Here is a 13,751-nt window from a genome sequence, read left to right on the forward strand (position 1 = left end):
CGTCAGGCGCGACTCTCATCGTGGCGCTGGGGCATGCCCCAAACAGACGCCGGATAGATTTATGCAAGCCAACCACTTCACCCGTTTATCAGTATTGCAAAAATGGGGGTGACCATAGATTTTTGTGCCCGCGATTTGATCAGGAGGCTGGTCATCGCGGGCCAGACCCGGCAAGCTCGAACGATCTCAACTCATGGATAGGTCGGGAGGCTCTGATGGTGCTGTCCGTTTCAATCGAACAGGCAGTCGATGATGTGCTCGCGCGGTTGCCTGCGCACATTCACCTCGGCCTGCCTCTGGGGCTGGGCAAGCCCAACCGCTTCGTCAATGCGCTTTATCAACGCATTGCCCAACTGCCCGAACGGCAGCTGACGGTCTATACCGCATTGAGCCTGGGGCGCCCGTCATTGGGCGACGGGTTGCAGCGGCGTTTCCTGGAACCTTTCGTTGAGCGAGTGTTTGGCGATTATCCCGAGCTGGATTACCTCGCCGACCTGCATCGCGACTCGCTGCCACCCAACATTCACATCGAGCAGTTTTTCTTGCAGCCCGGCAGCTTGTTGCACAGTGCGCCGGCGCAGCAAGACTATGTCAGCAGCAACTACAGCCATGCCGCCCGGGACATCAATGCGGCGGGCTTGAACTTGGTGGCGCAACTGGTGGCGCATGATCCGCGGCAGCCGGCTCGTCTGAGCCTGAGCTGCAACCCGGACATCACCCTTGATCTGCTGCCGATGATCGCCAGGCGCCGGGCCGCAGGAGAAACCATCTTGCTGGTGGGCCAGGTGCACAGCGATCTGCCGTACATGCCCGGCGACTCGGAATTGGGGCGCGAGGCGTTTGACCTGTTGCTCGACGAAGTGGAGGGCAGTACGCTGTTCTCCACGCCGAACATGCCAGTGGGCTTGCAGGATCACTGCATTGGCCTGCACGCCAGCACCCTGGTGCGCGACGGAGGCACCCTGCAGATCGGCATCGGTTCCATGGGGGATGCCCTGACGGCTGCGTTGTTGGCGCGCCAGGCAGACAACGACGGTTATCGCGCGCTGCTGACGGACCTCGATGTCCACTACTGGGCGCCGCTGATCAGTCGTGAAGGCGGTGTGGAGCCGTTTGCCAAGGGGCTTTACGGTTGCAGCGAGATGTTCGTCAACGGCCTGCTCGCGTTGTCCGACGCCGGGATCGTACGGCGCAAGGTTTATCCGAGCGTCGCCCTGCAACAGCAAGCCAACGCCGGCACCCTCGACGAATCGTCACAGCAGGGCGGCGTCTCGGTGCACGGTGGTTTCTTCCTCGGGCCGCGCAGTTTCTATCAGCGGCTGCGTGATTTGCCCCACAGCAAACTCACCGAGTTCAACATGACCGCCATCAGTTACATCAACGAGTTGTATGGTCACGAGGCGCTCAAGCGCTTGCAGCGTGTGGATGCGCGCTTCATCAACAGTGCCTTCACCGTAACGCTGATGGGGGCTGGAGTGGCCGATCAACTGGAGGATGGGCGGGTGTTGAGTGGCGTGGGCGGGCAGTACAACTTTGTTGCCCAGGGCCATGCACTGGAGGGGGCGCGCTCGATTCTGATCCTGCGCAGCTGGCGCGAGGCGGCTGGCGAGGTCAGCTCCAATATTGTCTGGGAATACGGCCACTGCACCATCCCGCGGCATTTGCGCGATATCGTGATCACCGAGTACGGCATCGCCGACCTGCGGGGTAAAACCGATGCCAAGGTGATCGAGGCGCTGTTGAATATCAGCGACTCGCGCTTCCAGCTGGGCCTGATCGAGCAGGCGCAGAAGGTCGGCAAGCTGCCAAAGGATTTCAGCCTTGAGCCGCGCTTCACCGACAACACCCCGCAGCGCCTGCAGGTGATTGCAGCGCGACACCCGCGATTGTTTCCGGAGTATCCGCTGGGCAGTGATTTCACAAGCGAGGAGCGGGACTTGTTGCGGGCGCTGAACTGGCTCAAGAGCAAGTTCAAGCTGACCGAGATACTCGAGTTGGGCAAGGCTGCGCTGGACGCACCGGAGCCGTCGCAGTATCCGGCTCACCTTGCGCGGATGCAACTGGCCAAGCCTGAGGGGCTGAAGGAGGATTTGTATCAGCGATTGTTGCTGGCGGGGCTGAAGGCTACTGTGCAGTAACCGCCAACACAAAACACCTGTGGGAGTGAGCCTGCTCGCTCCCACAGGTGCTGCTTTGTACTTGCGGCTTGACGCTCAGGGCTTGCAGCTGCCCTTATTCGATAAAAGTCACGACGCCGCCCGCCAGGGATTTGACCCGGGCCAGGGATTCGACGCGGTAGCCTTGCGAGTCCAGTTCGGCGCGGCCGCCCTGGAACGACTTCTCGATCACGATCCCCAGGCCTGCCACGGTGGCGCCGGCCTGCTTGATGATCGAGATCAACGCTTGCGAGGCCTTACCGTTGGCCAGGAAGTCGTCGATGATCAGCACGCGGTCGCTGCTGGTCAGGTGGCGCGGGGAGATCGCCACGGTGCTTTCGGTCTGCTTGGTGAACGAGTACACGGTCGCCGACAGCAGGTTTTCAGTCAGGGTCAGGGACTGGTGCTTGCGGGCGAAGATCACCGGAACGCCCAGGTTCAGGCCGGTCATGATCGCCGGGGCAATGCCCGAGGCTTCGATGGTAACGATCTTGGTGATGCCCGAGTCCTTGAACAGCGCAGCGAATTCGTCGCCGATCAGCTTCATCAGGGCCGGGTCGATCTGGTGGTTCAGAAAGGCGTCGACTTTCAGGACCTGGTCGGAAAGCACGATGCCTTCTTCGCGAATTTTCTTGTGCAGTGCTTCCATGAAGCTTCCTCTGATGGCGCTCCAGGCACTGTGAAAACTACTGCGCTCGGTAATCCTGCGTTAAAAACAGGCTCGGAATGCTCATTTACAGCCAGTAAAGTCGAGTGCGACTCCAACCGTTCCTCGCCTGTTTTTGCCTTGTCTTACCTTCGCTCGCTACGTTTTCACAGCGCCTGGCCATGCCTATGTTCAGTTAAAAAAGTAGTCAATTCTAGCGCTTTAACATCGCGCGTATATCCGCCAATGCGCTATTGCCACGCACGGCTTTCACTTCGGTCGGGGTATCGTCATTGCCTTCCCAGGCCAGGTCGTCCGGCGGCAGCTCATCGAGAAAACGGCTCGGGGAGCAGTCGATGATCTCGCCGTACTGCTTGCGCTTGGCGGCAAAGGTAAAGGCCAGGGTCTGGCGCGCGCGGGTGATCCCGACATAGGCCAGGCGGCGTTCTTCCTCGATGGTGTCGGCTTCGATGCTGGAGCGGTGGGGAAGGATTTCCTCTTCCATGCCCATGATGAACACGTAGGGGAATTCCAGGCCCTTGGAGGCATGCAGGGTCATCATCTGCACGCCCTCGGCGCCGTCTTCCTCTTCCTGCTGACGCTCGAGCATGTCGCGCAGCACCAATTTGCCGATCGCGTCTTCGACGGTCATTTCACCGTCTTCATCTTTCTCCAGGGTATTTTTCAACGCCTCGATCAGGAACCAGACGTTACCCATGCGGTAGTCGGCAGCCTTGTCGCTGGAGCTGTTGGTGCGCAGCCAGTTTTCATAGTCGATGTCCATGACCATGCTGCGCAGGGCCGAGATCGGGTCTTCGCCGGCGCACTGCTCGCGCACCTTGTCCATGAAGCGCTTGAAGCGCGCCAGGCGGTCGGTGAAGCGGCTGTCCAGGTGTTCGCCCAGGCCGATTTCGTCGGTGGCGGCGTACATCGAGACCTTGCGTTCGGTGGCGTAGTTGCCGAGCTTTTCCAGGGTGGTCGAGCCGATTTCCCGGCGCGGGACGTTGATCACCCGCAGGAAAGCGTTGTCGTCATCCGGGTTCACGATCAGACGGAAGTAGGCCATCAGGTCTTTGACTTCCTGGCGCCCGAAGAAGCTGTTGCCGCCCGACAGGCGATAGGGCACCTGGTGGTGTTGCAGCTTCAATTCGATCAGCTTGGCCTGGTAGTTGCCGCGATAGAGGATTGCGAAATCGCTGTACGGGCGGTCGGTGCGCAAGTGCAGGCTGAGGATTTCCACGGCCACGCGCTCGGCTTCGGCGTCTTCGTTGCGGCAGCGGATGACGCGGATTTCGTCACCATGGCCCATCTCGCTCCACAGTTGCTTTTCAAACTCGTGGGGGTTGTTCGAGATCAGCACGTTGGCGCAGCGCAGGATGCGGCTGGTGGAGCGGTAGTTCTGCTCCAGCATCACCACTTTCAAGGACGGGTAGTCGTCCTTGAGCAGCATCAGGTTTTCCGGGCGGGCGCCACGCCAGGCGTAGATCGACTGGTCGTCGTCACCGACCACGGTGAACTGGTTGCGCGTGCCGATCAGCAGTTTCACCAGCAAATACTGGCTGGCGTTGGTGTCCTGGTATTCGTCCACCAGCAGGTAGCGGACTTTGTTCTGCCACTTATCGAGGATGTCGGCGTGTTCCTGGAACAGCTTGACCGGCAGCAGGATCAGGTCGTCGAAGTCCACCGCGTTGAACGCCTTGAGCGTGCGCTGGTAGTGGGTGTAGACGATGGCGGCGGTTTGTTCCTTGGGATTGCGGGCGTTTTCCAGCGCCTCGGGCGGCAGGATCAGGTCGTTCTTCCAGGCGCCGATCATGTTCTTGATCTCGTCGACGCCGTCGTCGCCCGAGTATTCCTTCTGCATGATGTCGGTCATCAGGGCTTTGACGTCGGTCTCGTCGAAAATCGAGAAACCGGGCTTGTAGCCCAGGCGCACATGCTCCTTGCGGATGATGTTCAGTCCCAGGTTGTGGAAGGTGCAGACCGTCAGGCCGCGCCCTTCGCCACCCTTGAGCAACGTGCCGACCCGTTCCTTCATCTCGCGCGCGGCCTTGTTGGTAAAGGTCATGGCGACGATGTACTGCGCACGAATGCCGCAGCTCTGGATCAGGTGGGCAATTTTGCGGGTGATCACGCTGGTCTTGCCGGAGCCTGCACCGGCGAGCACCAAAAGAGGGCCGCCGACGTAGCTCACGGCTTCTTGCTGCCGGGGATTGAGTCGGGACATGACGGAAAAAGGGGTCGATTACGAAAAGGGCGGGCATTTTAACAGGATGCACGGATTCTGCCGCCTCTCTCCGACTTGTGACGTACCACGCGATCTAAATTTGCCGGTTTTGTTACTTTCGCGCAGGATGCGTGCTGAATTTGCGTCTAATGTTCGATTTAGAGCGGTACAACACAGTGTTTGATAATCAATACCATTTGCTCCTGATTATCTGCGCGTCATAATGCCCGCCGCCAACATCTTTTGCAGAGTCTAGGGAGCTAGCTTGTCTACGCCTGTCGAACCCTTGCGTTTGCTGCTACTGGCACCAGAGCCAGCGTGGGCAGCGTTGTTGCGCGAGTGTCTGGTTCCCATGGGGAGCTCGGCTGTGCTGATCAGTGCACCGACCTGGGAGTCGGTGAGCAGCCTATTCACCGAAAGCCACAGCGCGGTGCTGCTGACGGTTCCATCTCTGCAACCGGAGCCGGGCCGGTGCAGCCTGCCGACGGTATTGTTGCTTGAACATGAACCGTCCCCGCCACCGGTTGGTGTCAGTGACTGGCTGGTGCGCGATGTCCTGGATGCCGATACCTTGCGTCGCTGCTTGCGCCACGTGCGTGAGCGCGGGGTGCTGGAAAGCACCCTGCAGCGTCTTGCCGAGCAGGACCCGCTGACCGGTATCGCCAACCGCCAGGGGTTTCAGACCCTGCTGGCGGCACGCCTGGCGGAAAACGAAGGCCGTGGCCTGGCGTTGGGGCACCTGGACCTCGATAATTTTCGTCATGCCAACGATGCCCTTGGCCATCAGGCCGGTGACCGGTTGATCCTGCAGGTGGTCTCGCGGCTCAAGAGCCAGCTTGAGGCTGGCGATCAACTGGCGCGCCTGGGCAGCGATGAATTTGCCTTGCTCATCGACACCCGTCGCGCGCCACAACGCGCCGAATGGATGGCCGAGCGCATTACCGAAGCCTTGTCCGAGCCCTACTGGGTGGACGGTGAAAGCCTGTTGATCGGCTCCAGCCTGGGGATTGCCCATGCCCGGGCCCAGGCCGGTGCCGACCCACTGATGTGGCACGCACACATTGCGATGCAGCAGGCCAAGAGTACCCAGGGCTGTACCTTTCATATCTTCAACGAACGTATCAACCGCAACGCCCGCAGCATGGCTGACCTGGAAAGCGAATTGCGCCGCGCCTTGCGTCGCGATGAGCTGGAGTTGCACTACCAGCCGCGATTGAACCTGGATGACGGGCAGATTGTCGGCCTCGAAGCCCTGGTGCGCTGGCGGCATGCCGAGCGCGGCTTGTTGCCGCCGAGCGAGTTCGTGCCGTTGGCCGAGCAGAGTGGCTTGATCGTGCCATTGGGGTACTGGGTCATTTCCCGGGCCCTGCGTGACATGCAGGCGCTGCGTGAACGCGGCTTGCCAGCGTTGCACATGGCGGTGAATCTGTCGTTTCGCCAGTTCCAGGACAGTCAGTTGCTGTCGACCTTGAGCCGGCTGATCGCCGAGCGCGGCGTCGAAGCGCAGTGGCTGGAGTTCGAACTGACCGAGACCGCGGTGATGCGCCGCAGTGACCTGGTCAAGCAGACCATGGACGCGCTGGGACGGCTGGGTGTGCGCTTTTCCCTGGATGACTTCGGCACCGGGTTCTCATCGTTCGTGCACCTCAACAGCCTGCCGATTACCTTGCTGAAGATCGACAAGAGCTTTGTCGGCGGCATGGAACAGCGCGAAGAGAATCGCAAGCTGGTCCACGCCATGATCAACCTGGCGCACAACCTCCATCTGGAAGTGGTCGCCGAGGGTGTTGAAACCCCGGAACAGTTGGAATTGTTGCAGGGGTTTGGTTGCGACCAGGTGCAGGGTTACCTGATCAGCAAGCCGCTGCCGTTGGCGGAGCTGGTGGAGTACCTGACCTTCGGCTGCAGCCAGCAGGCGATCATGGACGTGGTGGGCTGACCACGAGCCAATGTGGGAGAGAGCCGGGCGGCGTTCCGACTGCTCGCTCCCACTGAGATCTCAGTCTGTCTGGACGTTCCGGAAATTCTGCTCTGGCGTTGGCTCCAGGCGAATCATCCGCTTCATTTTCCACTCAAACGCCAGCGTCAGGCTCACCGCCGCACAGGCCAGCCCCGAGGCAAGCCCCCACCAGACGCCCGTCGGCCCCCAGTCGAGGTGGAAGGCCATCCACCAGGCGGCGGGTGCACCGATCAGCCAGTAGCAACCCAGGCCCACCAGGAAGGTGGTCTTGGCGTCTTTCAGGCCGCGTATGCAACCCATGGCGATAGTCTGTACACCATCGAACAGCTCGAACCAGGCCGCGACGGCCAACAGGCTCACCGCGAGGGCGATCACCTCGGCGAACGCCGGGTCGTCATGGTCCAGAAACAGCCCGACCAACTGGTTGGGCAGCAGCCAGAACACCATGGCAAAGCCGAGCATCGCCAACGCACCAAATCCGATCCCGACCCGCCCAGCCAGGCGCGCATCGAGCAATTGCCCGGCACCGTAGTGTTGGCCGATGCGCATCGTGATCGCATAAGACAGCCCGGCCGGCACCATGAACGCCACCGAGACGATTTGCAGGGCGATCTGATGCGCGCCCAATTGCGTGCTGCCCATGGTGCCCATGCACAACGCGGCGAACGCAAACAACCCGACTTCTACCGCGTAGGTGCCGCCGATAGGCAGGCCCAGTCGCCATAGCTCTCGCAGATATTGGCGATTGGGGCGTGACAGGCCCTTGCGCAACGGGTATGCGTCATATGCCGGGTGCCGACGGATATGCCAGGCCAGGCCCAGCGCCATGCAGTTGGCAACGATGGCCGTGACCAGGCCGATGCCCATCAGGCCCATTTTCGGTAGGCCGAACATGCCGGTGATCAGCGCGTAGTTGAGCAGGAAGTTGGCCACGGTGCCGGCCACGCTGATGACCATCACTGGCGTGGCCCGGCCGATCGCGCTGGTGAACCCGCGCAGTGCCATGAAGCTCAGGTAGCCGGGCAGGGCGAACGGCAGAAGTAGCAGGAACTGCCCGGCCATGTGTACGTTGGTTTCCGTCTGCCCGAACAGCAGCAATACCGGCTTGAGGTTCCACAGCAGCACGCCTGCCACCAGCGCCATCAACCACGCGAGCCAGAGTCCGGCCTGGGTCAGCCGTGCAGCGCCCTCGATGTCGCCGGCGCCCTGACGGATCGCCACCAGGGTACCGACCGCGGCGATCACACCGATGCAGAAAATCGACACGAACGAATAGGTCGCCGCGCCCAGGCCGCCACCGGCCAACGCCTCCGGGCTGAGCCTGGCCATCATCAGGGTGTCGGTGAGGATCATCAGCATGTGTGCCAACTGCGAGGCGATCAACGGCCCCGCCAGCCGCAGGATAGCCCAGAGTTCGGTCCTTGCTGGATGCTGCATGATCATCACGCTCGTTTCGTCAGAAAATGTGGGAGCGGCTGATTCTCGGCGCTTCCAGGTGTTTGCACAAAGGGATAAAAACGATCGCTGGCATGATTAAAACTCATGCTTGAGAGATTCTGCTAGGGTTGGCCCATTGCGCTGCAGGAGCTCTATCGATGTCTCGTCGTCTTCCACCGCTGTATGCCCTTCGCGCATTCGAAGCCGCCGCGCGACACAGCTCGTTCACCCGCGCCGCCGAAGAATTGTCGATCACCCAAAGTGCCGTCAGCCGACATATACGCACGCTGGAAGATCACTTTGCCTGCCGGTTGTTTCAACGCAGCGGACGTCATCTGCAATTGACCGAGGCTGCGCGCTTGCTGTTGCCGGGGATACGCGAAGGTTTTGGTGCATTGGAGCGGGCCTGCAATACCTTGCGCGCCGAAGACGACATCTTGCGCATGAAAGCCCCTTCGACCCTGACCATGCGCTGGCTGCTGGCGCGCCTGAGTCGCTTTCGGCATCTACAGCCGGGTAATGAGGTGCAGTTGACCAGCGCCTGGATGGATGTCGACTCGGTGGACTTCAATCACGAACCTTTCGACTGTGCGGTGTTGCTGAGCAATGGGCATTTTCCGCCGGATTGGGAAGCCAGTTATCTGTTCCCGGAATTGTTGATCCCGGTGGGCGCGCCGAATCTGTTGAACGATCAGCCCTGGGACGTCGAGCGCCTGGCCAGCACCGAATTGCTCCACCCGACCCCGGATCGTCGCGACTGGCGCAGTTGGCTGGAGCGCATGGGCCTGTCCGAGCAGGTGTCGCTCAAGGGCGGGCAGGTGTTCGACACCCTGGAGCTGGGGATGATTGCCGCCGCCCGTGGGTATGGCGTATCGATGGGTGACTTGCTGATGGTGGCCGAAGACGTGGCTCAAGGGCGCTTGAGCCTGCCGTGGCCGACCGCCGTTGCCAGCGGCCTGAATTACTATCTGGTCTGGCCGAAAACCCGTCCGGGAGGCGAGCGTTTGCGTCGTCTGAGTGACTTCCTGCAGGGTGAGGTACAGGCCATGGAACTGCCGGACGTCCAGCGCCTGGACTGAACCGACGCACCGTTCACTGGCTCGAAGGTCGATATTGCAGCGCCTCGGCCAAGTGGTCGCGCTGGATGTGTTCCACCTGTTCAAGGTCCGCCAGGGTGCGCGAGACCTTGAGCAAGCGATGGGCCGCCCTGAGGGACAGGGTCAGCCGTTCGCAGGCGCTTTCCAGCCAGTGTTCGTCAGCCTTGGATAGTCTGCAGTGCTGACGCAGGCCGGGCAGATCGAGAAAGGCGTTCGCGCAACCCTGGCGCTTGTGCTGGCGCTCCCGGGCGTGGGCGACACGCTCGGCGGCGCTGGCGGTGTTGTCGCCGGGTTGGGCGGCGGGATTGAGCGCGGTGGCTTCGCGAGCGACGGTCAGGTGCAGGTCGATACGATCAAGCAGGGGGCCGGAGAGTTTGTTGCGGTAGCGCTGGACCATGTCCGGCGTGCAGGAGCAGCGGCCACTGGGGTCGCCCAGGTAGCCACAGGGGCAGGGGTTCATGGCCGCCACTAACTGGAAGCGGGCCGGGAAACGCACGCGATCCCGGGCACGCGAGATCACAATGTGGCCGGATTCCAGCGGTTCGCGCAACACCTCCAATACCTTGCGGTCGAATTCTGGAAGCTCATCGAGGAACAGCACGCCGTGATGGGCCAGGGTGATTTCGCCGGGCTGTGGTTTCGAACCGCCGCCGACCAGCGCCGGGCCTGAAGCAGAGTGATGGGGTTGTCTGAAGGGCCGTTGCGGCCAATGACTCAATGGCACGCAGCTGGCGACCGATTGAATCGCCGCCACTTCCAGTGCTTCGCTCTCTGTCAGGGGGGGCAACAGCCCAGGCAAACGACTCGCCAACAAGGTTTTTCCCGTGCCCGGTGGCCCGCTGAACAGCAGGTTGTGCGCCCCCGCGGCAGCAATCAGCAGCGCCCGCTTGGCCGCAATCTGGCCCTGTACTTCATTCAGATCGGGATAGGGCTTGCTGGCATGGAGCAAACCATCGGAGGTATAGGGTTCGACGGGCGTGTGACCATTGAAATGCGCGACCGCTTCCAGTAGGTGATTCACCGCAATCACCTTCAATCCGGAGGCCAGGCAAGCCTCCTCGGCATTCGCCCACGGCACCACCAGCGCGCGTCCGGCCTGGCGCGCCGCGAGGGCCGCCGGCAGTACTCCGCGAACTGCCCGCACCTCACCGGAAAGTGCCAGCTCTCCCAGGCACTCCACATCATCGAGGGTCAACGTCGGTACTTGCACGCTGGCCGACAGGATTCCCAAGGCAATTGCCAGGTCGAACCGCCCGCCATCCTTCGGCAAATCAGCGGGGGCGAGGTTCAGCGTGATGCGCCGCGCCGGAAACTGCAGCCCTGAATTGATGATCGCACTGCGCACCCGGTCCTTGCTTTCCTTCACCGCCGCTTCAGGCAAACCGACCATCGTCAGCGACGGCAAGCCGTTGGCCAGGTGGACTTCGACGGTAACGGCAGGCGCCTCGACGCCCACCTGGGCGCGACTGTGGACGATAGACAGAGACATGGTCATTCCTTGAGCGAGAGAAGGCCGCTTCCTGCGGTAGTTCAAGGGTAGTTGCGTAGAGGTGTTTTAGCGCCGCGCAAGGGCGGGCAAACGTTCGCAGAATGTTGCAGACGGGGGGCATTTGTAGGCGCGAGCGCGCTCGTGATGAACGCAAGAGCGTCGCGTTTATTCAGAAAGCACGCGTAATCGTTGACGCCCAGCGCGAGCGCTCGAGCATCGAGCGGCTACCCCTACTGTAAGGGGGTCATTCGGCGGGCGGGTTGAGCTTCGCTTCCAGTTCCGCCACTTTTGCCTCAAGGCTCTCCAGCCGCGCCCGGGTGCGCGCCAGGACGACCATCTGGCTGTCGAACTCTTCCCGGCTCACCAGGTCCAGTTTGCTGAAGCCGCTTTGCAGCAGGGCTTTGAACTGGCTTTCGATTTCGCTTTTCGGCAGCGGGGTTTCGCCGCTGAACAGGCGGGAGGCGTGGCCGCTCAGGGCGTCGAGGAGGTCTTTGGGCGCGAGCATGGTAAGGGTCCTTAAAACTGATGGCTGGCAGTGTATCACGCAGCGTCTATGGTCATTTGTGCGCACCGGGTCGCACGGTTTTCGCGCACATGGCCGCCCGTCGGCGCACTGTTTTCGTGCGTATCGATGAGGGGAAATCAGGGCAAGCGCTCGCGGTCGCGGGCAAGGGATTGAAATCAGTGACTTTTCAGGAGATGGCAAGCTTTCTGCTAAGACTTGAGTAACCCATGCACTGATGCAGTCGCTGTGACGAATGCAGTGCGGCAGGCGGAGCGGGGAGTTTCGTCAGGAGCGGTTAACTGGCGTCAGTCGGGCAGGTAGGGCCGACGGTGCGTTACAAAGCCAGGCACTGCGCTTAGACTTGAGACGGGTTTGTTTTCCTGGGGCAAGTCCACCAATTCGGGAGAGAGTTTTCATGAAGCTAGTCACTGCCATCATCAAGCCGTTCAAACTGGATGACGTGCGCGAGTCGTTGTCCGAGATCGGCGTGCAGGGCATTACCGTCACTGAGGTCAAAGGCTTCGGTCGGCAGAAGGGTCACACCGAGCTGTATCGTGGCGCGGAGTACGTGGTCGATTTCCTGCCCAAGGTGAAGATCGATGTCGCCATCGACGACAAGGATCTTGATCGGGTTATCGAGGCGATAACCAAGGCGGCCAACACTGGCAAGATTGGTGACGGCAAGATCTTCGTGGTCAATCTGGAACAGGCTATTCGCATCCGTACCGGCGAAACCGATACCGACGCAATCTAAGCCGCCAAACCCCAACGCCCCAGGAGAAAACAATATGACTCTGCGTAAAATCGCAGGGCTAGGAGCCCTGTTGTCCTTCGTAATGCCCAGCCTGGTCATGGCGGCAGACGAAGTGGCGGCCCCGGTCCTCAACGCCGGCGACACCGCCTGGATGTTGACCGCTACTGCCCTTGTGCTTTTCATGACCATTCCAGGCCTCGCGTTGTTCTACGGCGGCATGGTGCGCTCCAAAAACATTCTTTCCGTGATGATGCAGTGCTTCGCCATTACCGGTCTGATCAGCATCCTGTGGGTCATTTATGGCTACAGCATTGCGTTCGACACCACCGGCATGGAGCAGGGCGTCGTCAATCTCAACTCGTTCGTCGGCGGCATGGGCAAGGCGTTCCTCGCCGGTGTCACGCCAGCGAGCGTGACAGGGCCGGCGGCACTGTTCCCTGAGGCGGTGTTCATCACCTTCCAGATGACGTTCGCCATCATCACTCCTGCGCTGATCGTCGGCGCCTTTGCCGAGCGGATGAAGTTCTCCGCCATGCTGATCTTCATGGGCGTGTGGTTCACCCTGGTCTATGCACCGATTGCCCACATGGTCTGGTCGGGCAACGGCGGCCTGATGTGGGACTGGGGCGTGCTGGATTTCGCGGGCGGCACCGTGGTGCACATCAACGCCGGTATTGCCGGTCTGGTGGCGTGCCTGGTACTGGGTAAGCGCAAAGGTTTCCCGACCACCCCCATGGCTCCGCACAACCTGGGCTACACCCTGATGGGCGCTGCGATGCTGTGGGTGGGCTGGTTCGGCTTCAACGCCGGCTCCGCCCTGGCGGCCAACGGCACCGCCGGCATGGCGATGCTGGTCACTCAGATCGCGACTGCCGCTGCAGCCCTGGGCTGGATGCTGGCTGAATGGCTGACCCACGGCAAACCCAGCGCTCTGGGTATCGCCTCGGGTGTCGTCGCAGGCCTGGTGGCCATTACACCCGCTGCTGGCACCGTGGGCCCGATGGGTGCCCTGGTGATCGGTCTTGCAGCCGGCGTGGTGTGCTTCTTCTGCGCCACGACCCTGAAACGCAAAATGGGTTATGACGACTCCCTCGACGCCTTTGGCGTGCACGGTATCGGCGGTATCCTCGGCGCCATTCTTACCGGCGTATTCGCAGCCCCTTCGCTGGGTGGCTTCGGCACCGTGACCGACATCGCCGCACAAGTCTGGATTCAGTGCAAAGGCGTGGGCTTCACGGTGATCTACACCGCCATCGCGACCTTCATCATTCTCAAGGTGCTGGATGCGGTCATGGGGCTGCGGATTACCGAAGAGGAAGAAGCCGTTGGCCTCGATCTGGCACAACACAACGAGCGTGGCTACAACTTGTAAGCCAGCGCAAAGAAATCGCCCGGCTTGCCGGGCTTTTTTTTGCCTGGCGTTTGACCGTGAGAAGCGGGCTGAAAGGTTTTTTCAGGCGTGTTTTTTAGCCTTTGCGCCGAA

General features: G+C 61.3%; 10 protein-coding genes. 5 read left to right on the forward strand and 5 right to left on the reverse strand.

The window, feature by feature from the left end; translation table 11 throughout:
- Window positions 1–215 precede the first annotated feature (215 nt).
- Entirely contained in the window at window positions 216–2,138 is a 1,923-nt protein-coding gene (locus CKW07_RS15945; protein WP_095145802.1) for an acetyl-CoA hydrolase/transferase C-terminal domain-containing protein, read from the forward strand.
- Window positions 2,139–2,232: 94 nt separating this feature from the next.
- On the opposite strand, the gene CKW07_RS15950 is transcribed toward CKW07_RS15945, so the two are convergent.
- Both CKW07_RS15950 and rep read right to left on the reverse strand, forming a co-directional pair.
- Window positions 2,233–2,805, reverse strand: coding sequence for a xanthine phosphoribosyltransferase (locus CKW07_RS15950; RefSeq protein WP_095081958.1), 573 nt, complete (start codon window positions 2,803–2,805; stop codon window positions 2,233–2,235).
- A gap of 211 nt (window positions 2,806–3,016) precedes the next feature.
- Window positions 3,017–5,026, reverse strand: a complete 2,010-nt coding sequence (gene rep / locus CKW07_RS15955) for a DNA helicase Rep (protein ID WP_095145803.1) — start codon at window positions 5,024–5,026, stop codon at window positions 3,017–3,019.
- 265 nt (window positions 5,027–5,291) lie between these two features.
- On the opposite strand from rep, the gene CKW07_RS15960 reads away from it, so the two are divergent.
- Window positions 5,292–6,965, forward strand: a complete 1,674-nt coding sequence (locus tag CKW07_RS15960) for a bifunctional diguanylate cyclase/phosphodiesterase (protein ID WP_095145805.1) — start codon at window positions 5,292–5,294, stop codon at window positions 6,963–6,965.
- A 60-nt stretch (window positions 6,966–7,025) separates the two neighbouring features.
- Here CKW07_RS15960 and CKW07_RS15965 read toward each other — a convergent pair whose 3' ends face one another.
- Entirely contained in the window at window positions 7,026–8,423 is a 1,398-nt protein-coding gene (locus tag CKW07_RS15965; RefSeq protein WP_095146164.1) for a NorM family multidrug efflux MATE transporter, read from the reverse strand.
- A gap of 158 nt (window positions 8,424–8,581) precedes the next feature.
- Between CKW07_RS15965 and CKW07_RS15970 the strand changes: the two genes are divergently transcribed.
- A complete protein-coding gene (locus CKW07_RS15970; RefSeq protein WP_095145806.1) occupies window positions 8,582–9,502 on the forward strand; it encodes a LysR substrate-binding domain-containing protein in 921 nt (306 codons plus the stop codon).
- A gap of 13 nt (window positions 9,503–9,515) precedes the next feature.
- Here the strand turns inward: CKW07_RS15970 and CKW07_RS15975 are convergent, their stop codons facing one another.
- Window positions 9,516–11,009, reverse strand: coding sequence for a YifB family Mg chelatase-like AAA ATPase (locus CKW07_RS15975; protein ID WP_095145808.1), 1,494 nt, complete (start codon window positions 11,007–11,009; stop codon window positions 9,516–9,518).
- A gap of 244 nt (window positions 11,010–11,253) precedes the next feature.
- Complete coding sequence (locus tag CKW07_RS15980) at window positions 11,254–11,514, reverse strand: accessory factor UbiK family protein (protein ID WP_095081948.1); 261 nt, start codon at window positions 11,512–11,514, stop codon at window positions 11,254–11,256.
- Window positions 11,515–11,929: 415 nt separating this feature from the next.
- Between CKW07_RS15980 and glnK the strand changes: the two genes are divergently transcribed.
- Both glnK and CKW07_RS15990 read left to right on the forward strand, forming a co-directional pair.
- Window positions 11,930–12,268 carry a P-II family nitrogen regulator gene (gene glnK / locus CKW07_RS15985; RefSeq protein WP_002555808.1) on the forward strand — a complete coding sequence of 113 codons (339 nt, stop codon included), beginning with the start codon at window positions 11,930–11,932 and terminating at the stop codon, window positions 12,266–12,268.
- A 34-nt stretch (window positions 12,269–12,302) separates the two neighbouring features.
- Window positions 12,303–13,640, forward strand: coding sequence for an ammonium transporter (locus CKW07_RS15990; protein ID WP_095145810.1), 1,338 nt, complete (start codon window positions 12,303–12,305; stop codon window positions 13,638–13,640).
- Window positions 13,641–13,751: the final 111 nt, after the last annotated feature.

This window comes from Pseudomonas sp. Irchel s3b6 (genome assembly GCF_900187415.1).
Taxonomy (GTDB): domain Bacteria; phylum Pseudomonadota; class Gammaproteobacteria; order Pseudomonadales; family Pseudomonadaceae; genus Aquipseudomonas.

Excerpts from the sequence above, each read along its gene's own strand:
- CKW07_RS15945 (WP_095145802.1), top strand. The coding sequence starts at position 216 with ATGGTGCTGTCCGTTTCAATCGAACAGGCAGTCGATGATGTGCTCGCG.
- CKW07_RS15950 (WP_095081958.1), bottom strand. The coding sequence starts at position 2,805 with ATGGAAGCACTGCACAAGAAAATTCGCGAAGAAGGCATCGTGCTTTCC.
- rep (WP_095145803.1), bottom strand. The coding sequence starts at position 5,026 with ATGTCCCGACTCAATCCCCGGCAGCAAGAAGCCGTGAGCTACGTCGGC.
- CKW07_RS15965 (WP_095146164.1), bottom strand. The coding sequence starts at position 8,423 with ATGCAGCATCCAGCAAGGACCGAACTCTGGGCTATCCTGCGGCTGGCG.
- CKW07_RS15970 (WP_095145806.1), top strand. The coding sequence starts at position 8,582 with ATGTCTCGTCGTCTTCCACCGCTGTATGCCCTTCGCGCATTCGAAGCC.
- CKW07_RS15975 (WP_095145808.1), bottom strand. The coding sequence starts at position 11,009 with ATGTCTCTGTCTATCGTCCACAGTCGCGCCCAGGTGGGCGTCGAGGCG.
- CKW07_RS15980 (WP_095081948.1), bottom strand. The coding sequence starts at position 11,514 with ATGCTCGCGCCCAAAGACCTCCTCGACGCCCTGAGCGGCCACGCCTCC.
- glnK (WP_002555808.1), top strand. The coding sequence starts at position 11,930 with ATGAAGCTAGTCACTGCCATCATCAAGCCGTTCAAACTGGATGACGTG.
- CKW07_RS15990 (WP_095145810.1), top strand. The coding sequence starts at position 12,303 with ATGACTCTGCGTAAAATCGCAGGGCTAGGAGCCCTGTTGTCCTTCGTA.